This window comes from Janthinobacterium sp. 1L-D-8-B-C4 (assembly GCF_057291295.1).
Window position 1 is genome coordinate 556,054 of the sequence record NZ_JBXAVX010000001.1, and the last position, 19,369, is coordinate 575,422.

Sequence of the window (19,369 nt, forward strand, 5' to 3'; positions counted from 1 at the left end):
TTTCTTGAGGGGTTTTCGGATCAAAAATGCGGGTTTCCTTGCTTATACTGATTTTACATTCAAAAAACACAGGAGACCTTCATGCACGAACACCTTGCCGCCAGCGCGCCGCCGCAGCCTTACTGGCTGTCCAGGCAGGACTGCGACCTTGACGCATTCCACCACCTGACCAGCCGGCAAACCGATATTGCCGATTACCCGCACGCAGCAAGCGTGCAGTCGAAGGTGCCGGTCTACGACTGCGACAGCGTGCGGCACCTGGGCCAGGACCCGGCAGCGTTGCAAGCGCTGCAGGCCGAATGGGGCAGGGCGCTGCTCAGCGGCCCCGGCGTGATCGTGCTTCAGCGCGCCGTGGCGGACATCGATATCCTGGAGCAAGTGAGTGGCGTGTTTCGTGAGCTGATCGCCGAGCAGCATGCCAGCGGCAGCGCCAGTGGCGACCATTTCGCCAAACCCGGCGCCAACGACCGCATCTGGAATGCCCAGCAAAAGCTTTGCCTGCGCGACCCTGCCGCGTTCGCCCGCTATTACGGCAATCCGGTGCTGGCCTGGATCAGCCAGGCCTGGCTGGGGCCCGGCTACCAGATGACGGCGCAGGTCAATGTAGTCAACCCGGGCGGCGCGGCACAGTCGGCGCACCGCGACTACCACCTGGGCTTTCAAAGCGAGGCCAGCAGCGCCAGCTATCCGGCGCATGTGCATCGGATGTCGGCGGCATTGACCTTGCAGGGCGCTGTTGCCCATTGCGACATGCCGCTCGAATCGGGGCCGACGCTGTACCTGCCGTATTCGCAGCTGTACCCGGCCGGCTACCTGGCGTATCACCAGAGCGCGTTCCGCGATTATTTCGAACAGCACAAGGTGCAACTGCCCCTGAAAACCGGCGACGCTGTGTTTTTCAATCCGGCGCTGTTCCATGCCGCCGGCCACAACCGATCAAACGACATCCGGCGCATGGCCAATCTGCTGCAGGTGTCGTCGCCGTTCGGCCGCGCCATGGAAACGCTGGACCGCCAGGCCATGAGCCAGGCCCTGTATCCGGCCCTGCTGGCGCTGCGCGCGCAGGGGCAAACCCGCGACGAAGCGGCGCACGCGGTGGCTGCCTGCGCCGAAGGCTATGCCTTTCCCTGCAACCTCGACCGCGACCCGCCGCTCGGCGGCATGGCGCCGGCCACCCAGCAGCAGATCATGCTGCAGGCGCTGGACGAACAATGGCCACCTGCGCGCCTGGCCGCGGCGCTGGCCGACAAACAATGGCGCCAGCAAGCCTGAGCATCTACCTGTAACCAAGAGAGACAATATGACCAATACCATCCGCATCGGCCTGATCGGCGCCGGCTACATGGGCAAGGCCCACACCATCGCCTGGAAATCCGTGCGCAGCATTTTCAACACCGAATTGACACCTGTCTGCGAACTCATCTGCACCAGTAGCGAAGAAGGCGCCGCGCGCTGCGCCCGGGAACTGGGCTGGAACCGCGCCACCGGCGACTGGCGCGTGCTGGTGGCCGATCCGCAGGTCGACGCCATTATCATCGCTACGCCGCCGCATACCCACAAGGAGATCGTGCTGGCCGCGCTGGCGCTGGGCAAACCGGTGTTCTGCGAAAAACCGCTGGGCTTTTCCGCCGCCGAATCCCTGCTGCTGGCCGAGGCGGCGGAAAGCGCCGGCGTGGCCAATATGGTGGGCTTCAACTATATCCGCACGCCGGCCAGCCAGCTGGCGCGCCAGATCATCGAAGCGGGCGAGATCGGCGAAATCATCCATGTGCAGGCCGAGCACGTGGAAGACTATCTGCACGACCCGCGCGCGCAGGCTTCGTGGCGCACGCGCGCGGCCACCGCCACCCAGGCCGGCGCCCTGGCCGATGTCGGCTCGCACCTGATCAACCTGGTGCTGCGCCTGGCCGGCCCGGTCGACAGGCTGGTGGCCGACATGAACGTGGTGCATGCGCACCGCGACGGGCCGAAGGGCCGGGAAGCGGTGGAAAACGACGACCAGGGCAACTTGATGCTGCGCTTTGCCAGCGGTGCCCTGGGCGCATTGACGTTCAGCCGCGTGGCGGCCGGGCGCAAGATGGGTTATACGTACCGCATCACGGGCACCAAAGGCGCGCTTGCCTTCGACCAGGAAAACCAGAACGAACTATGGCTGTACGACGCCAGCCGCCCTGCCCAGCGCCAGGGTTTCCAGCGCATCATGATGGGCCCTGCGCACCCCGACTACCTGGCGTTCAGCCAGGGCGCCGGGCACGGCACCGGCTATAACGACCAGATCGTGATCGAGGCGCGCGACTTCTTGCAGGCGATCGCCAGCGGCAAGGCCGTGTGGCCGACGTTTCGCGATGGCTACGAGGTCGACAAAGTGGTCGATGCCGCGCTGCGCTCGATGCACGAGCGGGGCTGGGTGTCGCTGGAATAAAGCCGTCAATCCAGCTTCAAGGCCTTCGCCACATCCCGCCACGCCACATATTTGAAGTTCTGCGGCCCGTCCGGCAAGCGCTTGTAGCCGTCCTGGATCACCAGCATGCCCTGCGCATACGGGCCGCCCAGGTTGCTTGAGGTCACTTCCAGGCCATCGGTCTCGGAGGTACCGTCGATGCCGGCGGCCAGGTTGAAGCCGACCTTGAAGCGCCCGCGCACCTTGTAGGGGGCGAGGGCGTCGAGCACCACGTAACTGCTGTCGCCCTGGCTCGATACCACCAGATAGCTGGCCGCGCCGTCGCGGCCGTGGTAGATGGCCATGCCTTCCACATCGGCCGCCAGGTTGGCGCCGACCGGCAGCACCATGGCCAGCGCATCGGGCCTGGCCGCGTCGGCCGAGGTGGTCCACACGCCGCGCCGCTCTTCGCCGAGGAACAGCCGGCCGCTGGCGTCATCGGCCACGCAGCCTTCGGGTTGGGTAGCGACCTTGAAGCTGCGCAGCAGGGTGGCGCTGAATTTGCCCTCAACCATGCCGATCCTGTACTGCTGGAACGTGCCGTCCTTGTCGTTGATGAAGGCTTCGACGCCACCCGCTTTTGGCTGGTACAAGCACATGCCGTAGATATCGTTCAGGCCGGTGGCAAAATTGCCGGCCACTTTGACTTCGCCATTGGCGGCGATGCTGAACAACATCATGGTGTTGTCGTCGCGCCGGGTGGCGACGGCCAGGTCGACTGTCGTGCCGCCCAAGTTAATTCCCTGGCGCACGTCGACATTGTTCAGCCGGCCCACTTCCAACAGCTGGGTTTGTTTGCCTTGCAGGTCGTAGACCAGCAAGCCCTGCTTTTTATTCGTGCCCAGGATGCGCGCATCGGCAGGGTTGCTGGCCAGCCAGATGGCCGGATCGTCGGCCGCGTCACCCTGGCGCGCCATCGGCTCCGTTTGCGCTTGCGGTTCGACAATGGCCATGGGCATGGCCTTTTCAGACTTGCCTTGCCATGCCAGCGCCCGCGACTGCCAGCCATTTTTGCCGCGCAGCAGCAACTGGCCCTGGTCCAGCGCCAGCTGGCTGTCACCCTTGCGCACGTCCAGCACCACGGTTTGTGCTGCCGAAGCTGTCCAGCGGCCGTCCTTGCGGGCCAGCAGATGCAGCTTTTCGGCTTTGGCGTCCAGCACCGCCACGCCGCCCGGCAGCACGGCCAGGGCGCCGGCGCCGCCGTCAAGCTGGCCGTAAGGACGGCGCAGGGCCACGGCCTCGCGACTGCCCATGCCTTCGGACTCGGCTTCATAGGCCCATACGCCCAGATTGCCTTCGCTGACCAGCAGCCGCTTTGCGCCATCATCGACCCGGCAATGCTTGACATGCGGCGGCAGCGCCAGCTTGCGCACCAGGCGGCGCTGCTCACCCTGCATCACCCATTGCTCGGCCTGGCCGTCCTTGGCGACCAGGAACAGATGATCGAGCTGCTGGGCGTCGCGGTACAGGCAGGATGCTTCCACCGAAAAGGTGGCGTCGGGAAACGGCGCCAGCCGCACCAGCTTGCCCGCTTGCAGGTCTACCGTGACGGGCACGGGGCGCTGGGTGTCGGCTTCGAGGAATACGGCCAGCACCTTGTTGCCGTCGATGCGGCTATCGAGCTGCTTTGCCCGTACGGCGATGCTGTCTTGCTCGCGGCCGTTGGCGTCGAACAGGTGCAGGCCGTGCTTGTCCAGCGCCAGCCAGCCACCGCCGGGCAGGCGCGCCAGTTCTTCGGCCTGTTGCGTAAAAGCGGGCAGGGTGGCGGCCAGCACGCTGGCCGGGGCAGCAAACGCGGCCAGCAGGGCGGCGCAGAGCAGGGATTGTTTCATGCTCGTTTTCATTAAAAAGCGCTCGCTTTCAGGCTCAGCTTGTAGGTGCGGCCGTATTGTTCGTTCTGCACGTTGAACTGCTTCGTGCCTTGATACACATAGTATTTTTCATTGTTCAGGTTGGCCGCTTCGAACGTCAGTTGCAGTTGCTTGCTGACCTGGTAGGACAGCGAAAAATCGAGCTGCTTCTGGCTGTCGACGATATGGTCCTGGCTTTGCTGCAGGATATCGCCGCCCATTTCCAGCAAATACGGCGACTTGTAGTTGAGCGCCAAACGGGCGCTGACCGGCCCCGTTTCATAGCCCAGCATGATGTTCATGACCTGGTTCGACTGGCCCGGCAGGCGTATCGTGCGTCCGATCTGGCGCCCGGCCGCCTTGTCAAACCGGCCTATCTGCGCCGACGAGGTGGTGAGCGTGCCATTGACGCCCAGCAGGAACTGGTTGAACGGCGCTGGCAACATGCGCAGCGGCTGCATATAAGAAAGTTCGATGCCTTTTACCTTGGCCGCGCCGCCATTCGCATACGAGCTGGCGCTGGTGTAGCTGGCCCACTGGCCGGTGCCGGCCAGGTTGGTGGTATAGGTGAAATTCTTGATGTCCTTGTAGAAACCATAGGCCGACACCACGCCGTCGTTGCCCAGCACGCGCTCGATGCCCAGGTCCAGGTTGTTGGCTTTCAAGGGTTTCAGGTCCGGGTTGCCGATCACCGCTTCCGTATTGCTGGCCAGGCTGACGCCGGGCGCCAGTTGGCTGAAGTTGGCGCGTACCACAGCCTGGGTCCAGGCCGCGCGCACGCTGGTTTTATGGTCGAGATCGTAGCGCGTTTGCAGGTTCGGCAACCAGTTGGTATAGGAACGTTCACGGCTCAAGGGCGTGGCGACGCCGCTGCTGTTCACTTGCGAGCCGGCGGCCTCGAAACTGGTGCGCTCGGCGCGCACGCCGCCCAGCACATGCCAGGCGTCAAAATCAACGCTGTTCTGCACGTACATGGCATCGATGTCTTCGTGCATGCGGTAGTCGTTGATGATGGATTCGGTGGACAGGCGCGCCTTGTCGCGGTCCAGCCCGGCGACGCGGGCGCGGATCGCTGCCGGGTCGAGCGCCACGCCGATAGCCCCCAGGTCGTAGTCGAGATTGCGGCCCTGCACGAACGCGCTCATGGCGGTGCTGCCGGCGCCCCAGTAATTGCCGCTGGTGGCCTTGCTGCTGTTATACGCCCATTGATTGGTGTCATTGGTTTTTTCGCGGCGGCTGGTCTTGGCGCCGAATTTCAGGGTGGTAATGTCGAACTTGCGGGTGAGATCAATGCGCGCATGGTGTTCCGTGTCTTTCGAATAGCGCTGCTGCAGGGTAATCGCGTTCAGCGCATAGCCGGCCGGGTCGTACAGCGCGGCAGGGCCAGTCAGGAGCGGCTGCTGGCTGTCGGTAAATGCCACGCCGGCGATATTGCTGGTGGCGCGAAAACGTCCGTCGTTCAGCGACTCGGGCGTGTCTTCGGTGGCGCGGCTGGCGCCGCCCTTGATATCAAACGTCCAGTCGCCCGCCTTTTGCTGCGTGCCCAGTACCATGGACCTTACCTGCTGCGTGTATTTGCGCTGGCGGATGCGGCGCTCGGCGCGCGCCGTGCCGGTTTCGCCTTCGGCCAGGCTGCCGCCGGCGATATTGCTGATGGTCAAGCGGTCGCGCACTTCATTGTCGGAAAACTCGCTCAGGAACGAGCGTAGGAACCAGCTGTTGCCCGCTTCCGGACGGTAGTCGAGATTGACGGCCAGCGCGCCGCGCTTCCTCACCGGCAGATAGTCGCGCAGTTCCACGGTGCTCAGGCGGCCATTGGCCCAGGCGCCGCCGGTTTCCACGTCATCGGAGCCGAACGAGCGCTTTTCGGCGCTGATGCCGGCCGCCACGCCCAGTTTGCCGTCGAGAAAACGCTGGGCCCACAGGGCACCGCCGCTGGGGCTGGTCTTGCCGGTTTTTTCATCGTGGCTGGCGGCGACATTCGCCGACAACAGTTTGCCGGGCACGTCGAAGGCCGACAGCGATTTCACTTCCACCGTGGCGCCCAGCGAGTTGGCGTCCATTTCCGGCAGCAGGGTTTTCGATACTTCCAGGGTGCGGATCAGGCCGGCGGGCAGGATGTCGAGCGCGACGGCGCGGCGGCCCGCTTCGGGCGAAGGCACCAGCGCACCATTGATGGTGACGGCGTTCAGGTCCGGCCCCAGGCCGCGCACGGTGATATAGCGGCCTTCGCCCTGGTCACGCTGCACGGAAACGCCGGGCAGGCGGGCCAGCGCCTCGGCCGCGTTCTTGTCGGGCAGGCCGCCGATATCGTCGCTGCTGATCACGCTGACGATATTGTCGGCCTTTTCCTGCGCCGCAATCGCGTTGCGCAGGCTGGAGCGCTGGCCACTGACGACTACTGTAGCGGACTCGTCCAAAGTTTGAGCCAGGGCTGGCGCGTTACAAGCGGCCATCACGGCCAGGGCCAGCGCGGACCGGCGCAGCGGGGTGGACATCGAAGAAGCAGTGCAGGTTTTCATGTGGGGCTCGGTAGGGTAAGAGGAAGGAACCGGGCGGATTCTAGGCAGCAAATATGACCGATGCATGACAGCGCTTGCCGCAAACCCGGGCTGGCGGCGGCTTTTGCGCATGGATGAGCTGAAATGACCCGGCCGGGCAGGGGCCGGGGTGGCGGCGCGCTGTTTTTGCAGCGACTTTCGCTCTTGCCGTGAGCCGTTTGCACCTGTGCCCACCGCGCCACGCGCATGTCATCGTGCTGTCATGGCTGGCCGGTATGGTGGTCGCACTTGTCAAAAAGGGTAACGCCATGCTGCAACTTCACCGCAACAGTCTGATCGCCGCCGTGCTGGCGCTGCCGGTCTTTTTCCTGCTGTATTCCACCCTGGGCGTGGCCAAGCCGTTTCACGCCTGGAAATGGATGGACATCGTCTGCGAAGGCGGCACGGCCGTGATGGCGGGCATCTGGTTTTTGTTCACCCTCAGCAGCCGGCCGCGCGGGCTGGTGACGCGCCTGCTGGCCGGCGGCCTGTGCGCCATCATGCTGGGCTCGTGGGCCGATTGTCTCGATGAATTTTTTGCCGTCGACAAGCAGGCGCTGTGGGACAACTGGCTCGAGGCGCTGATCCCGTTCGGCATGCTGCTGGTGACGGTGGGCATGTATTACTGGCGCCATGAACAGTTCCGCCTGAACGAACACCTGCAAAAACGCGAGCGATTGTTCCGCGATCACCGCGCGTTCGACCGCATCACCCAGCTGGCTGACGCCAGCTATCTGCGCACCCAGCTGCGGCTGGAACAGGAGCGCCGGCCCGGTGTCGATTGCGCGCTGGTGCTGCTCGATATCGACAAATTTCACTTGATCAACCGCGAACACGGCCATGCCGAAGGCGACCGCGTGCTGCAGGCGGTCGGCCATATGCTGCTGTTGAATTTGCGTAATGACGACCTGCTGTGCCGCTATGCAGGCGACCGTTTTGCCGTGCTGATGCCGGGCGTGGCGCGCGCCGATGCGGTCGAGGTAGCGCGCCACCTGTGTTATATGGTCGGCCAGATGCGCCATTTTGCCCGCGATGGCGAAGTGCGGCTGAGCTTGCGCCATGCCTGTTCGATGACTGATGGCGTGCCCGAAGTGGTGCTGGCCGAGCTGAGCCGCGCGGTGGAAACGCCGCTGCGCGCTGCGGCGCCTGCTTGAGCCGCCCGGTGAAGCTGACACAGGCCAATGACCCCGGCATTGCGGCGCGGCACCAGCCGGCGCTGGTGCTGGGCTATGCGCGCTCGCGCGATGCACCCGCCGCGCCGCTGCTGCGCGGCACCGGTCTGGGCAGTGCCGATGATGCCTTGGACGACAGCCTGCTGTCGGCCAGCCAATACCTGCAATTGCTGGGCAATGTGGCGCGCAGCCTGGCCAGCAGCGACACCAGTTTCATGCTGGGCCAGCAAATGCTGCCGGGGCACTATGGCGCCGCCAGCCATGCGCTGCTGCAGGCGCAGAATCTGCGCCAGGCCTTGGCCGTGCTGTGCGCCAGCCATACACGCTTGAGTCCGCTGCTGCAGCCGCGCCTGCGCGACGCCGGTGCCCTGCAGGTGCTGTACTGGACCGACGCCTTCGGCGCGCCGAGCCAGCTGCCGTTCCTGGTTGAAATGCACATGACGGCATTGAGCGCCATGTGCCGCTGGCTGGCCGGCGAGGCGCTGCCATGGCGCTACTGTTTCAACCGCGCGCGGCCGCGCCATGTCGAGCAGCACGAGGTGCACCTGGGCATGGAGCTACGCTTCGAATGCCAGCTCGACGCCATGCTGATCGATACGGCCTGGCTGGACCGGCCCTGGCCGCGCGGCAATGCCACCGCCGCCGCGCTGGCGCAGCGCGCCGCCAGCCTGGAAGCGGCGCCTGCACCCAGCCTGCTGGGCGGCCTGTACGACTACTTGCTGCGCGAACTGCGCCGCGCACCGACCCTGGAGCGCACCGCGCAAGATTTCGGCGTCAGCCCGGCCACTTTGAAGCGCCACCTGGCGCGCCACGGCAGCCACTTCCAGGCCGAGCTCGACCAAGTGCGTGCGCACCAGGCGATCTACCTGTTCCAGGCCCATGGCTACGATAACGATGCGGTGGCCGCCTACCTGGGGTTTCACGACGCCACCAATTTCCGCCGCTCTTTCAAGCGCTGGACCGGGCAGACGCCGCAATTGCTGCGCCACGCGCTCGGTTTGTTCGTATCGGGATAAGCGGCCGGCCTGTGCGTAAATAGGTTCCTGAGTGAACAATTGCCCTTCCGGCTACATCCATAGTACACTCGACAAGAGCCAGAAAAGGCGCTGGAAAACGGCCAGCCCGGCCACCAACCTGATAACCTCAATCGTGTATTCACAATCGCAAATCGATCCAGTCGTCAGTTTCCGCAATACCGAGGGTGAAGTGGTGCGCGGCACGATTTTCAACCTGCAGCGCAATTCGCTGGTGATGGAAATCTATAATCCCCATTCGATCGTGCAGGTAAGCGAAATGCTGGCCGAGCTGACCGTGCGCATGGGCGCCAGGAACGCCTACGTTGGCAAGGCGGTGGTCATCAGCAGCGTCAATACGGGCCTGACCGCGATCGTTTCGGTGACCTTGATCGATGAATGGCGCGAGCTCAGCGAAGTGGTGGTGATCAAGGGCGCCATCGGCCGCGAATCGTCGGCCTTTATCGCGGGCTGGAGCGAACGCTCGCGCATCGGCCGCGACTACCAGATCGTCGTCAACGAGATGCGCGCGTTTTTGTCGGAAGTGGCGCGCTGGGTCGAGCAGGTCGACCTGTCCGATTCGCTGCCGAAAGAAAATGGCCGCCTGCGCAACGATATTTTCGATGAGCTGGCGCAGCCGCTGATGGCGCAGACCCAGCTTTACTTGCGCCAGCTGGAAGCGGCCGCCGCGCAAGTGCCCGACGAACATGCGCCGGCCCACCGCGCCTTTGCCCAGGCCGCCCTGCATCCCTTGATACTGCGTGCGCCGTTCGTGTATCGCACCTTTACCAAGCCGCTTGGCTATGCGGGCGACTACCAGATGGTCAACCAGCTGCTGGGCGATCCGCGCCAGGGTCCCAGCACGTATTTCCAGATCGTCAATGCGGCATTTTTGCAGGCGGCAGTGGCCACCGCGCACCGCAACCGCATCGACATCCTGACCGATTTCCTGGCGCAAAAAGCGGCCGAGGCGCGCGCCGCTGGCCGCGTGTTTCGCGTGCTCAACGTCGGCTGCGGACCGGCCGTCGAGGTGCAGCGCTTTCTCGACACCTGCCTTGACGCGCAGTGGCTGTCGTTCGAACTGGTCGATTTCAGCGGCGAGACGCTGGACTGGACCCGCGCGCGCCTGGACGCCATCATGCAGCGCACCGGCCGCCCGACCATCGTCGACTACGTGCACGATTCGGTGCACAACCTGCTCAAGCGCCGCCACGGCACCGCGCGGACGCAGGCGCAGGCGCAGCAGGGCAGGGGCGGCGATTTCGACGCCGTGTATTGCGCCGGCCTGTTCGATTATTTGTCCGACAAGGTCTGCGCGCGCCTGCTGCTGCACTTTGCCTCGCGCGTGAGGCCGGGCGGAAGCCTGCTGGTGACCAACGTGCATGAAGACAATCCCGGCAAGTTCGGCATGGAGCATTTGCTGGAGTGGCACCTGATCTACCGCAATGAAGCCACCTTGTCGGCCCTGCTGCCCGGGCATGCGGCCGAGCGGCATATCTATGTCGACGCCACCGGCGTGAATGTGTTTGCGCAAGTGAGCATGCCGTGATGGACCGGCCAGGCCTGCATGCCGGCTACACGGCCGTGTTGCGCGACTTCCGGCTGGAATTCAGCCGTGGCGGGGCGTATACCGGCATCGTGCTGATCCTGCTGGGCATGGGCCTGGACTCGGCACTGTATCCGGACATGCAGCGCTCTTTCACGGGCGCACGGGTGCTGGTGGCGGCGCTGATCTTTTGCGTGGCGCTGGCCATGCGCACGCGCTGGGCGCAGGAGCGCATCGCCTGGATGACGTTTGTCTGGCTGTTGCTGCCGCAACTGATGATCGCCTGGATGATCGCCATGACCGAAGGCGCCGCTTCCATCTATTACGTCGGCATGACCCTGGCGATCTATTCCTCGGGCATCGTGCTGGCCTTCGGCCTGTGGCAGAACATGGTGTTCGGCGCCATTTCCTGCCTGCTGTACCTGGCCGCCTGCGCCTGGCATGCGGGCTCAGCACCCTTGTCGCCGGAATTCGTCGTCAATTGCCTGTTCCTGGTGATGTCGGCCAGCATCAGCGCCGTCTTTACCTACTTTAACGAGCGCGCGCGCTTCATGCTGTTCCAGCTGAAGGCCGAAGTGGCGCAAAAAAATTTGCAGCTGGAAAAAACCAACAAGGACCTGGCCGATATCAAGGGCCAGATGCTGCAGCAGGAAAAGATGGCAGCCATCGGCACCCTGGCCGCCGGCCTGCTGCATGAAGTCAACAACCCTGTCAATTTCTGCATGATGGCGATCGATGTCGCCATGGAAGAGCCGGCCGCGCGGCAAAGCGCCCTGATTACCGAATGCCTGGTCGACGCCAAGCAGGGCATGCAGCGGGTGCAGCACATCGTCTCCGACCTGAAGACCTTTGCCTACCGCAAGAGCGGCGACCAGCTCGAACGTGGCCACTTCCACTTCCAGCGCGCGCTCGAGTCCGCCATCCGGCTGGTTGGCCATGAAACCAAGAACGTCGATATCAGCCATGCGCTACCCGAGGACACGCTGGTGCGCGGCGACGAGGCGGCGATTGTCGGCGTGCTGATCAACCTCCTGGGCAATGCCGTGCTGTCGATGCGCAAGCGCAATCTGCCGCCGTTTGAAATTCGCATCAGTGCGCAGTGGCTCGATGACCGCCTGCATGTGAGCGTGCGCGACAACGGCCCCGGCATCGAGCCGGAAAACCTGGCGCGCGTGTTCGAACCATTTTTTACCACCCGCGAGGTGGGCCAGGGGCTGGGCCTGGGCCTGAGCATCAGTTACGGCGTGATCAAGCGCCATGGCGGCACCTTGTCGGCCGAGAGCGTGTTCGGTTCCTGGGCCAGCATGAATTTCGACTTGCAGCGCTCCGACTGGGAGGGCCGCCAGCATGGAAGCTGATAGCCGCGCGACGGTGCTGTATGTGGACGATGAAGAACTGGCGCGCAAGTATTTTGCCCATCTGGCCGCTGCGCGCTACCGTGTGCTGACGGCGGCCAGCGTGGACGACGCGCTGGCGCTGCTGGCTGAAAGCGGTGATCACATCGACGTGCTGGTGACCGACTACCGCATGCCGTGCCGTCCCGGCAGCGAGCTGCTGTCCGAAGTCGGGCGCGATCATCCGCACATCGTGTGCATGCTTGTCACCGCCTATGCCGACAAGCAGGTGCTGCTCGAACTGATTAATGCCGGTTCGCTGTTCCGCCTGCTGGAAAAGCCGCTGGAGACAAACGAACTGCTGCGCGCGCTTGAACTGGCGGTGCAGGCCGGGCGCGCACGCGCGGCGCGGCGCCAGGGCCTGAGCGCGATAGACGAATCGCTGGCGTTTCTTGCGCATGAACTCAATACGCCGCTGGCGGCGGTGGCCAATTTTGCACGCGGCATCGAACGGCGCGCCACCGCGCTGCATGGCGAGGAAGCTGAAATCGCCGAAGCGGCGGCGCTGATGCATGACAACGCGCGCTACTGCCTGGCGGTGCTGGCCAGCTTCGTCGACACCGTGCGCCTGGCGGGCGGCGGGCAGGGCATGCAGCAGCGCCAGCGTAGCAGCGGCGCCAGCGCGCGGCAACTGCTGGCCGGCTTGCTCGACAGCTACCCGATGACGCCGCGCCAGCGCGCCTGCATCGTGCTCGAAGAGGGCGGCGATTTCGCCATTGCCGAGTCGCCCCACTGCGTGTCGCTGATTTTGTCGTCGGTGCTGGGCCATGCCTTGCGTGCGCTCGGCAGCCATGCCAGCCCGGCCATCGTGCTGGCAATGGCGGGTGACAGCATCAGCGTGCGCCATAATGCTGACGCCGGCACTGTGGTGCCCGGCCTGGACAGGCGCCTGCTGCGCGACCCGCTGGCCACCGTTGGCCAGCAAGAGCCGGGCTGGGACCTGATGTTTTGCAAACGCATGATGCAATCGTTCGGCGGTACCATCGATATCGCCACCGAGCATGGCAGTTGCACCACCGTCACCCTGAATTTTCCAGTCCATATAAGGAACGAGCATGATTGACGCCTCCCTGCCTTTGACCGCCCGGCGCGCGCCGGCGCAAGCCTTGCCGACGATACTGTACGTCGATGACGAGGCCAATGCCCTCAAATATTTCCAGCGCGCCATGTCGCCGCTGGCCCATGTACTGACCGCCATGTCGGTCGAGGAGGGCAAGCGCGTGCTCGACGAACACGCGGACCAGATCGCCGTGCTGGTGTCCGACCAGCGCATGCCTGGCGCCTACGGCAATGAATTGCTGTCGTATGCCTGGGACCGCTATCCGCATATCGTGCGCATCCTCACCACCGCGTATTCCGAAATCGAGCACACCGTGGAGGCCGTCAACCAGGGCCAGATCCACCGTTATATCCAGAAGCCGTGGGATATCGCGGCGCTGCGCATGGAATTGAAGCAGGCGCTGGCGCTGGCCCAGCTGCGCAACGAGCACGCTCAGTTGCTGCGTGAAAAGCTGCTGGTGCGCCAGCGCCAGGCTGTCGCCAACCGCATCGGCTGCCTGTACAGCCTGTGCGCCAGCCTGGCCGGTCCGGAACAGCAATTGCCGGTGGAGGCGTACCTGTCGGCCGCGCTGACGGCCGGCGTGACTGCGCCCGAACCGGACTGGCTGCTGATGGATTATGCCGACCTGGTCGCTTCGGAAGCGTTCCGCAGCACCGCTTTCGGCGCCGATGTGCGGCGCGCACTCGACGCCCTGGAACAGGCCCATCCCGGACGCGGCGTGGAGCAGACCATCGACCTGCTGCTGCCGGTGTTTGGCGCGGCGGTGCGCGATGCGGGCGGCAGCGTGCTGTTCCTCGACAGCCGCTTGCTGACGGAATTCCTGGAAACGCCGACCGGCAAGCCGGTCTCGTCGGCACACGCTTTCTGGCTGGCCAGCCTGCTATGGCTGGCGCGGCGCGGCTGGTCGCTGCAGATCGACGCCAGCGAGCAGGGCCTGCAGGGCAAGGTGATGCAGGCCGAACCGGCGCTCACGCCCGATCACCTGGCGGCGTGGATCGAGCAGTTCTGACGCTTATTGTTCGGCCACCGCTTTCAGGTTCGCCAGGCCCTTGTCGAAATCCTTGCCGATCATGGTGTCCATGCTGACAAACACATTCATCACCTTGCTGACATAAGGGCTGGGGCCGGTCATGGTCCAGTTGACCCGCGTGCCGTCGCCCTCTGGCGCCAGGGTAAAGGTGGTGGTGTTGTGGCTGACGTAGGGCTGCAGGAAGTCGAGCTTGATCACGGTGCGTTCGGGAGCGGCCGCGTCGGTGATTTCCATGCGCCCGGCACCGACCTTGTCATTGCCTTGCCACGCATATTGGGCGCCCTGGCCGCTGGCCGGGCCGCTGTAGGTACGCGCCATGCCGGGATCGAGCTTTTCCCACGGCGACCACGCTTGCCACTGGCGAAAATCGGTCAGCAGCGCGGCGATCTTCGGCGGCGCCGCCTTGATGCTCGCTTCGCGCTGCACCGTGAAGGTGTCCGGCTTGGTGGTAGCAAAGCCGAGTACGCCAGCGACAAAAATGACGATCAGCAGCAAGGTTTTCTTGATCATATGCTCTCCGGATATTGAACAGGGATACGAACAAATCGGTTCAATCTTAGCAGATGCACGCACGGGCGCACGTGTCGTTTGTCGGGCACGGCAGACGTCCGCTAGAATGCTGCTTTGCAAGAACTTGAAACCAGGGAATCATGATTCAACGTACCATCGCCAGGCTCGGCCTGGCGTGCGGCCTGCTGGCGACAGCGCTGGCCGCGAACCCCGCCTGGGCCGCCGCTTGCCCCGCACATTACGTCGATGGCCGGCCGCCCGAAATCACCAACCCCAAGCTCGATGTATCGACCACCGAGCTGTGCTACACAGTCTTCGGCGTCATGCATTCCGGTATCACGCGCACGCCGCTTTGGTCGGCCGAGCACCTGACGGCCAGCAATGTGGAAGCAGCACAAGACCTGTCGCGTGAAAACTCGTTCCATGCCGAACGCCAGTTGCCCGCCGGCCAGCGCGCCGAACTGGCAGACTATGCGCGCAGCGGTTTCGACCGTGGCCATATGGCGCCGAACGGCGACATGCCGGACCGGCGCAGCCAGCAGGACAGCTTTACCCTGGCCAATATGGTGCCGCAAGACGCGCGCAACAATCGCTATGTGTGGGCCGGCATCGAAGGCGCGGTGCGCAAGATGGCCAAGAAAGAGGGCGCGCTGTATGTGATCACGGGGCCGGCCTTTATCGGTGGCAATTTGCGCAAGGTCGGCCGCGTGCTCGTGCCCAGCCACTTGTACAAGGCCGTCTACAGTCCGCGCCAGGGCGCCGGCGCCGCCTACTTCATCGCCAATACCGACACCAAGGACTACGAAGTGCTGAGCATCGCCCAACTGGAAGACAAGCTTGGCATCAATCTGTTACCGTCGCTGACGCGCCAGCAGAAGCTGCGCATGCTGAGCTTGCCCAAGATCAACAGCAAAAAATTCAAATAATTCAAACAAGGACAACCCATGTGCGCAAAAAAATTCGTCCCGTATGCCAATGAAAGCGACGTGCTCAATATCGGCACGCTCAGCGTGGAAAACCGCCTCGACCGCATCAGCCTGGCCGGCGATCTCGACCTGACTCTCGACCAGGCAGGCCTGGCGCTGGCCAGACAATTGCAAAAGCTGCTGGCCGAGGTGGTGGCGGAACTGGAAAAGCGCGAGCTGCCCAAGCAGTTGCCGCCGCCTGAAGTGACGTCGGTCGCCAATCCGTTCGAGTGACGCCGGCGATGGATGGCGCCCAATTCGCAGCGCACTGCGATGAGCTGAGGACAGAGCTGGTCAAGAGTTTCACGAACCCCGCGTCAGGCAGCGAAGTTGCCGCCAGGATCGCCGCACTGGGTCTCGATGAGGAGCAGGCGCGGCAACTGACCGGCATCGTCGACACGGTAGTGCGCGACACCGTCTACACACTGCTGCTGGCGCTGGACGGCGCTGCCAGCCTGGGCAGTTGCCAGCAGCAGTTCACGGTGACGGACGAGGACGGCAACGTCATCGAGGATATCGAAGCGGCGGCATGGGAGTGTTTCCATGGCGAGGCCGTTTCCGGCGGAACGCCTGGCTAGAAATCAAACCAGGCCGATATGATCATTCCATCCGTATTCGGGTCGGGCTGCGCCGTTCGCAGGCAGCGTCGCAGATCGTCGTAGCCATCAAAGCGCGCCAGCTCCTGGCGTGCGTCGTTCAGCAGCACGATGTCGGCGCCTGGGGTTGCCGCGTCGAGACACAGCAGATCGTGAAAATCGCCCGCAAGCGGGATCAGCTTGCCGGCAATCTCCCAATCGGCCAGCAAGGCGTGGGCGTTCGCTACTTCCTGCGGCGTGAGAAAAGGCGCGGGCAGGGCGAACCGGATGTCGCCCAGGCACAGTTCCTGGTCGGCAGGAATGGCCAGCAGTTGTGCTAGCCATGGCGGCGGTTCAATCTTCCAGAGTTGTAATGCGTGCGAGTAATCCATGGCCCATTATGCATCAAATCAGTCATGCTCTTGGAGCATGGCAATCAGTCCCGCTGCCGCATGCTCGCCGGTGAGCAGCCTGTGCATTTTATCGCCCTCCATGGCTGCCTGTGCGCTGCGGGCGAACATGGCGTGCTCATAACTTGCCAATGCCGCCTCGACATCGTCCGGCTGGGCGACCAGGGCCAGGCCCAGCTCGGCGCCATCGAGCATCGCCAGGTTGGCGCCTTCGCCATTCGGCGCGGCCAGGTGGGCCGCGTCGCCGAGCAGGGTGACGCCGCGCGCCCGCTGCCAGCGGTGCTCGGCGGGCAGGGCGTACAGGGGGCGCAACAGTGGCGCGGTGTCGCTGTCAGTAATCAGGGCCGTCAATGCCGGCGCCCAGCCATCGAACTCGCTTGCAATACGCGCGCCGGCCGCTGCCTGGTCCGTAAAATCGATATCGGCAAACCATGCCAGCGGCCTGGCCAGCATGACATAGGCGTGCAAGGTCTCGCCGCGTTCGCGATGCGCCATGATCGACTTGCCCTGTGCCGGCGCGCACATCTGCCCGTCGCCAACGAGTTGCGCGCTGGCCGGATGCCGCACCCTGGCATCGTGCAGCCACGTTTCCACATACGAGGTACCGATGTAGCCAGGCGTGTCGCCTGAAAGCAAGGGCCGCACCCGCGACCATGCGCCGTCGGCACCCACCAGTAGTGACGTTTCAAGCGTGGCGCCATGCTCAAACGCGACTGCGTGACGGCCATTGCCCAGCGAAGCGACACTGCTGACCTTGTGATTCCATTGCACGCTACCGGCCGGTAAAGAGTCGAGCAACATTTGCCGCAGCTCGCCGCGCTGCACTTCCGGGCGGCCACCCGAACCATCATCGGGCTGCTCAAACAGCAGCGTGCCATCGCAGTCCAGCACGCGCATCGCCTGCCGGCCTTCCAGGACCAGGGCTTGAAATTGTTCCATCAGGCCCGCCGCCTGCAGGGCCAACTGGCCGTTGTAGTCGTGGATGTCGAGCATGCCGCCCTGCGCGCGCGAAGTGGCGCCGGCTTCCGCTTCGTAGACTGTGGCGGCAACGCCGTGCAGATGCAGCACGCGGGCCAGCACGAGGCCGCCCAGGCCTGCGCCGATAATGGTGACTGTGGTGGCCGGTTTTTTCATGGTGATTTTTCCTGGTTGAATATGGTTTGGAACGTCGTTCCAATATATTGGAATGGAATTCCATTTGTGTCAAGATGCGGCATGACTGAAAAAACACCACGCCGTCCCCGCCGCGACGATGCGCTGTCGCGCGAGCGCATCATTGCCGCCTCGATCGAGTTGCTCGACAGCGGAGGCGAGGCCGCGTTGACCTTCCGCACCCTGTCCGACAAGCTGGCCACCGGGCCGGGCGCGATTTATGGGCATATCGCCAACAAGCACGACCTGCTGGTGGCGGCCTGCGACGCCATCGTCTCGCGCACGGTTGCGCTGGGCGCGGCTGGCGCGACGCCCGCACAGACCGTGCGCACGGTGGCGCTGGCCATGTTCGACGCGATGGACGCCCATCCCTGGATCGGTGCCGCGCTGAGCTGGACGGCGGGGCAATTGACGATGGTGCGCATCATCGAATGCCTGGGCCAGCAAGTGCGCGCGCTGGGTGTCTCACCGGAGAAACACTGGGCAACCATCTCGGCCTTGCTGAACTTCATACTGGGCGTCGGCGGCCAGAACGCCGCCAACGCCCAGGCCGCCCGTGCACGCGGCGCCGAGCGGGCGGAGGTGCTGGGCGCGGTGGCCAACAGCTGGTCGCAGCTCGATGCGCAAGCCTATCCCTTCGTGCGCAGTGTCGCGGCGCAGATGAGCGCGCACGACGACCGTGCTGATTTTCTGGTGGGAATCGACCTGATCCTGCAAGGCATGGTGGCGGGCGCCGGCCACTGACATCGGATCTGTCTGGCAATTCTTTTCCGCATGCTCTAGAATGCCCAGGTCGGAAAAGGCAGATTTGGTCATAGGTAAGCCCAAATCCTTTCATTGGCTCCCATGAAAGTACTGTTCCTTGCTTCGCGCATGAGTCCCCTCGACGAATCTGGATGCTGTTTCAGCATCCATGGTTCGTCCGTGTGGTTCTCATGTTGATGAACTGCTCCGGTCGGACCATGACCAGGAGCAATTCATGCATTATTCCCAAAGAGCGCGCGCGTTTGCCGTTCGCCTGTCTGGCCGCAGCGGCGTGGTGCTGCTGTCGGTATTTCTCAATTTCGCCGGCTTTACCCTGATTATTCCCGTGCTGCCGTTTCTGGTCGCGCGTTACGTTTCCAGCGCCGATGTCGCCTTCTGGGTCGCGCTGATCCTGGCCGCGCATGCGCTGTGTTCGTTTGTTGCCGCGCCCGTGCTTGGCGCACTGAGCGACCGCCATGGCCGGCGCCCGGTACTGCTGCTGTCGCTATGCGGCTCGGCCGCAGGTTTTGCCGTGTTCGGCATTGGCGGCGCGCTGTGGGTGCTGGTACTGGGCCGTGTGATGGAAGGCCTGACAGCCGGCAGCATTTCAACCCTGTACGCGTATGTCGCCGATACGCATGCGCCGGCGCAGCGTGGCCCTGCATTCGGCATGCTGGGCGTGGCCGGTGGCTTCGGTTTCATGCTGGGGCCGGTGCTGGGCGGCTTGCTGGGACAATTGTCGCTGTCCGCGCCGCTGTATGGCGCCAGTGCGCTGGCGCTGGTGAACGCCTTGCTGGTCCAGTGCTGCTTGCCGGAAAGCCTGCCGCCCGACCAGCGCCGCGCGCGCTCGCAAGCCGGCCGTTTCAACGCGATCTCCCAGTTGGCTGCCGTCCTGCGTGAGCGCAAGTTGCGCCGGCTGTTCGGCGTGGTGTTCTGCTTTGCCTTTGGCAGCGTGCTGCTGCAATAGA

The 19,369-nt window shown here is 64.2% G+C and carries 18 protein-coding genes; 13 read left to right on the top strand and 5 right to left on the bottom strand.

Going from position 1 to position 19,369, the window contains the following annotated elements; translation table 11 throughout:
- Positions 1–81 precede the first annotated feature (81 nt).
- Positions 82–1,272, top strand: a complete 1,191-nt coding sequence (locus AC0Z42_RS02650) for a phytanoyl-CoA dioxygenase family protein (RefSeq protein ID WP_485466674.1) — start codon at positions 82–84, stop codon at positions 1,270–1,272.
- Between the two features lie 28 nt (positions 1,273–1,300).
- Positions 1,301–2,422 carry a Gfo/Idh/MocA family protein gene (locus AC0Z42_RS02655; protein WP_485466675.1) on the top strand — a complete coding sequence of 374 codons (1,122 nt, stop codon included), beginning with the start codon at positions 1,301–1,303 and terminating at the stop codon, positions 2,420–2,422.
- Positions 2,423–2,427: 5 nt separating this feature from the next.
- Here AC0Z42_RS02655 and AC0Z42_RS02660 read toward each other — a convergent pair whose 3' ends face one another.
- Both AC0Z42_RS02660 and AC0Z42_RS02665 read right to left on the bottom strand, forming a co-directional pair.
- On the bottom strand, positions 2,428–4,272 hold the full coding sequence (locus AC0Z42_RS02660) for a phytase (RefSeq protein WP_485466676.1): 1,845 nt from the start codon (positions 4,270–4,272) through the stop codon (positions 2,428–2,430).
- Between the two features lie 11 nt (positions 4,273–4,283).
- Positions 4,284–6,812: a TonB-dependent receptor gene (locus AC0Z42_RS02665; protein ID WP_485466677.1), complete on the bottom strand. Its 2,529-nt coding sequence runs from the start codon at positions 6,810–6,812 to the stop codon at positions 4,284–4,286.
- 287 nt (positions 6,813–7,099) lie between these two features.
- Between AC0Z42_RS02665 and AC0Z42_RS02670 the strand changes: the two genes are divergently transcribed.
- The 6 genes from AC0Z42_RS02670 (at position 7,100) to AC0Z42_RS02695 (ending at position 14,024) form a co-directional block, all read left to right on the top strand.
- Positions 7,100–7,984, top strand: a complete 885-nt coding sequence (locus AC0Z42_RS02670) for a GGDEF domain-containing protein (RefSeq protein WP_485466678.1) — start codon at positions 7,100–7,102, stop codon at positions 7,982–7,984.
- 8 nt (positions 7,985–7,992) lie between these two features.
- A complete protein-coding gene (locus AC0Z42_RS02675; RefSeq protein ID WP_485466679.1) occupies positions 7,993–9,018 on the top strand; it encodes an AraC family transcriptional regulator in 1,026 nt (341 codons plus the stop codon).
- A gap of 133 nt (positions 9,019–9,151) precedes the next feature.
- Positions 9,152–10,564: a class I SAM-dependent methyltransferase gene (locus tag AC0Z42_RS02680; RefSeq protein WP_485466775.1), complete on the top strand. Its 1,413-nt coding sequence runs from the start codon at positions 9,152–9,154 to the stop codon at positions 10,562–10,564.
- A complete protein-coding gene (locus AC0Z42_RS02685; RefSeq protein ID WP_485466776.1) occupies positions 10,564–11,919 on the top strand; it encodes a sensor histidine kinase in 1,356 nt (451 codons plus the stop codon). Before AC0Z42_RS02680 ends, AC0Z42_RS02685 begins: the two co-directional genes overlap by 1 nt.
- Positions 11,909–13,018 carry a response regulator gene (locus tag AC0Z42_RS02690; RefSeq protein WP_485466680.1) on the top strand — a complete coding sequence of 370 codons (1,110 nt, stop codon included), beginning with the start codon at positions 11,909–11,911 and terminating at the stop codon, positions 13,016–13,018. The genes AC0Z42_RS02685 and AC0Z42_RS02690 overlap by 11 nt, the downstream gene beginning before the upstream one ends.
- Positions 13,011–14,024 (top strand): response regulator, encoded by a 1,014-nt coding sequence (locus tag AC0Z42_RS02695; protein ID WP_485466681.1) that lies wholly within the window; start codon positions 13,011–13,013, stop codon positions 14,022–14,024. The genes AC0Z42_RS02690 and AC0Z42_RS02695 overlap by 8 nt, the downstream gene beginning before the upstream one ends.
- 3 nt (positions 14,025–14,027) lie before the next feature.
- Here the strand turns inward: AC0Z42_RS02695 and AC0Z42_RS02700 are convergent, their stop codons facing one another.
- Positions 14,028–14,555, bottom strand: coding sequence for an SRPBCC family protein (locus tag AC0Z42_RS02700; protein ID WP_485466682.1), 528 nt, complete (start codon positions 14,553–14,555; stop codon positions 14,028–14,030).
- A 140-nt stretch (positions 14,556–14,695) separates the two neighbouring features.
- Here AC0Z42_RS02700 and AC0Z42_RS02705 point away from each other — a divergent pair, with 140 nt between their 5' ends.
- The 3 genes from AC0Z42_RS02705 to AC0Z42_RS02715 are packed head-to-tail and all read left to right on the top strand — an operon-like array spanning position 14,696 to position 16,098.
- On the top strand, positions 14,696–15,481 hold the full coding sequence (locus tag AC0Z42_RS02705) for a DNA/RNA non-specific endonuclease (protein WP_485466683.1): 786 nt from the start codon (positions 14,696–14,698) through the stop codon (positions 15,479–15,481).
- An 18-nt stretch (positions 15,482–15,499) separates the two neighbouring features.
- Positions 15,500–15,754, top strand: a complete 255-nt coding sequence (locus tag AC0Z42_RS02710; RefSeq protein ID WP_485466684.1) for a hypothetical protein — start codon at positions 15,500–15,502, stop codon at positions 15,752–15,754.
- 8 nt (positions 15,755–15,762) lie between these two features.
- Entirely contained in the window at positions 15,763–16,098 is a 336-nt protein-coding gene (locus tag AC0Z42_RS02715) for a hypothetical protein (RefSeq protein WP_485466685.1), read from the top strand.
- On the opposite strand, the gene AC0Z42_RS02720 is transcribed toward AC0Z42_RS02715, so the two are convergent.
- Entirely contained in the window at positions 16,095–16,487 is a 393-nt protein-coding gene (locus tag AC0Z42_RS02720) for a hypothetical protein (RefSeq protein ID WP_485466686.1), read from the bottom strand. The genes AC0Z42_RS02715 and AC0Z42_RS02720 overlap by 4 nt on opposite strands.
- Before the next feature lie 18 nt (positions 16,488–16,505).
- The gene (locus AC0Z42_RS02725) at positions 16,506–17,639 is read right to left on the bottom strand and encodes an FAD-dependent oxidoreductase (RefSeq protein ID WP_485466687.1); all 1,134 of its coding nucleotides are present in this window, start codon (positions 17,637–17,639) and stop codon (positions 16,506–16,508) included.
- An 81-nt stretch (positions 17,640–17,720) separates the two neighbouring features.
- Here AC0Z42_RS02725 and AC0Z42_RS02730 point away from each other — a divergent pair, with 81 nt between their 5' ends.
- The gene (locus AC0Z42_RS02730) at positions 17,721–18,401 is read left to right on the top strand and encodes a TetR/AcrR family transcriptional regulator (protein WP_485466688.1); all 681 of its coding nucleotides are present in this window, start codon (positions 17,721–17,723) and stop codon (positions 18,399–18,401) included.
- A gap of 235 nt (positions 18,402–18,636) precedes the next feature.
- Complete coding sequence (locus AC0Z42_RS02735; RefSeq protein WP_485466689.1) at positions 18,637–19,368, top strand: MFS transporter; 732 nt, start codon at positions 18,637–18,639, stop codon at positions 19,366–19,368.
- Position 19,369 lies beyond the last annotated feature (1 nt).

Coding starts and splice junctions, on each gene's coding strand:
- AC0Z42_RS02650 (WP_485466674.1), top strand. CDS start 82: ATGCACGAACACCTTGCCGCCAGCGCGCCGCCGCAGCCTTACTGGCTG.
- AC0Z42_RS02655 (WP_485466675.1), top strand. CDS start 1,301: ATGACCAATACCATCCGCATCGGCCTGATCGGCGCCGGCTACATGGGC.
- AC0Z42_RS02660 (WP_485466676.1), bottom strand. CDS start 4,272: ATGAAACAATCCCTGCTCTGCGCCGCCCTGCTGGCCGCGTTTGCTGCC.
- AC0Z42_RS02665 (WP_485466677.1), bottom strand. CDS start 6,812: ATGAAAACCTGCACTGCTTCTTCGATGTCCACCCCGCTGCGCCGGTCC.
- AC0Z42_RS02670 (WP_485466678.1), top strand. CDS start 7,100: ATGCTGCAACTTCACCGCAACAGTCTGATCGCCGCCGTGCTGGCGCTG.
- AC0Z42_RS02685 (WP_485466776.1), top strand. CDS start 10,564: ATGGACCGGCCAGGCCTGCATGCCGGCTACACGGCCGTGTTGCGCGAC.
- AC0Z42_RS02690 (WP_485466680.1), top strand. CDS start 11,909: ATGGAAGCTGATAGCCGCGCGACGGTGCTGTATGTGGACGATGAAGAA.
- AC0Z42_RS02695 (WP_485466681.1), top strand. CDS start 13,011: ATGATTGACGCCTCCCTGCCTTTGACCGCCCGGCGCGCGCCGGCGCAA.
- AC0Z42_RS02700 (WP_485466682.1), bottom strand. CDS start 14,555: ATGATCAAGAAAACCTTGCTGCTGATCGTCATTTTTGTCGCTGGCGTA.
- AC0Z42_RS02705 (WP_485466683.1), top strand. CDS start 14,696: ATGATTCAACGTACCATCGCCAGGCTCGGCCTGGCGTGCGGCCTGCTG.
- AC0Z42_RS02710 (WP_485466684.1), top strand. CDS start 15,500: ATGTGCGCAAAAAAATTCGTCCCGTATGCCAATGAAAGCGACGTGCTC.
- AC0Z42_RS02715 (WP_485466685.1), top strand. CDS start 15,763: ATGGATGGCGCCCAATTCGCAGCGCACTGCGATGAGCTGAGGACAGAG.
- AC0Z42_RS02720 (WP_485466686.1), bottom strand. CDS start 16,487: ATGGATTACTCGCACGCATTACAACTCTGGAAGATTGAACCGCCGCCA.
- AC0Z42_RS02725 (WP_485466687.1), bottom strand. CDS start 17,639: ATGAAAAAACCGGCCACCACAGTCACCATTATCGGCGCAGGCCTGGGC.
- AC0Z42_RS02730 (WP_485466688.1), top strand. CDS start 17,721: ATGACTGAAAAAACACCACGCCGTCCCCGCCGCGACGATGCGCTGTCG.
- AC0Z42_RS02735 (WP_485466689.1), top strand. CDS start 18,637: ATGCATTATTCCCAAAGAGCGCGCGCGTTTGCCGTTCGCCTGTCTGGC.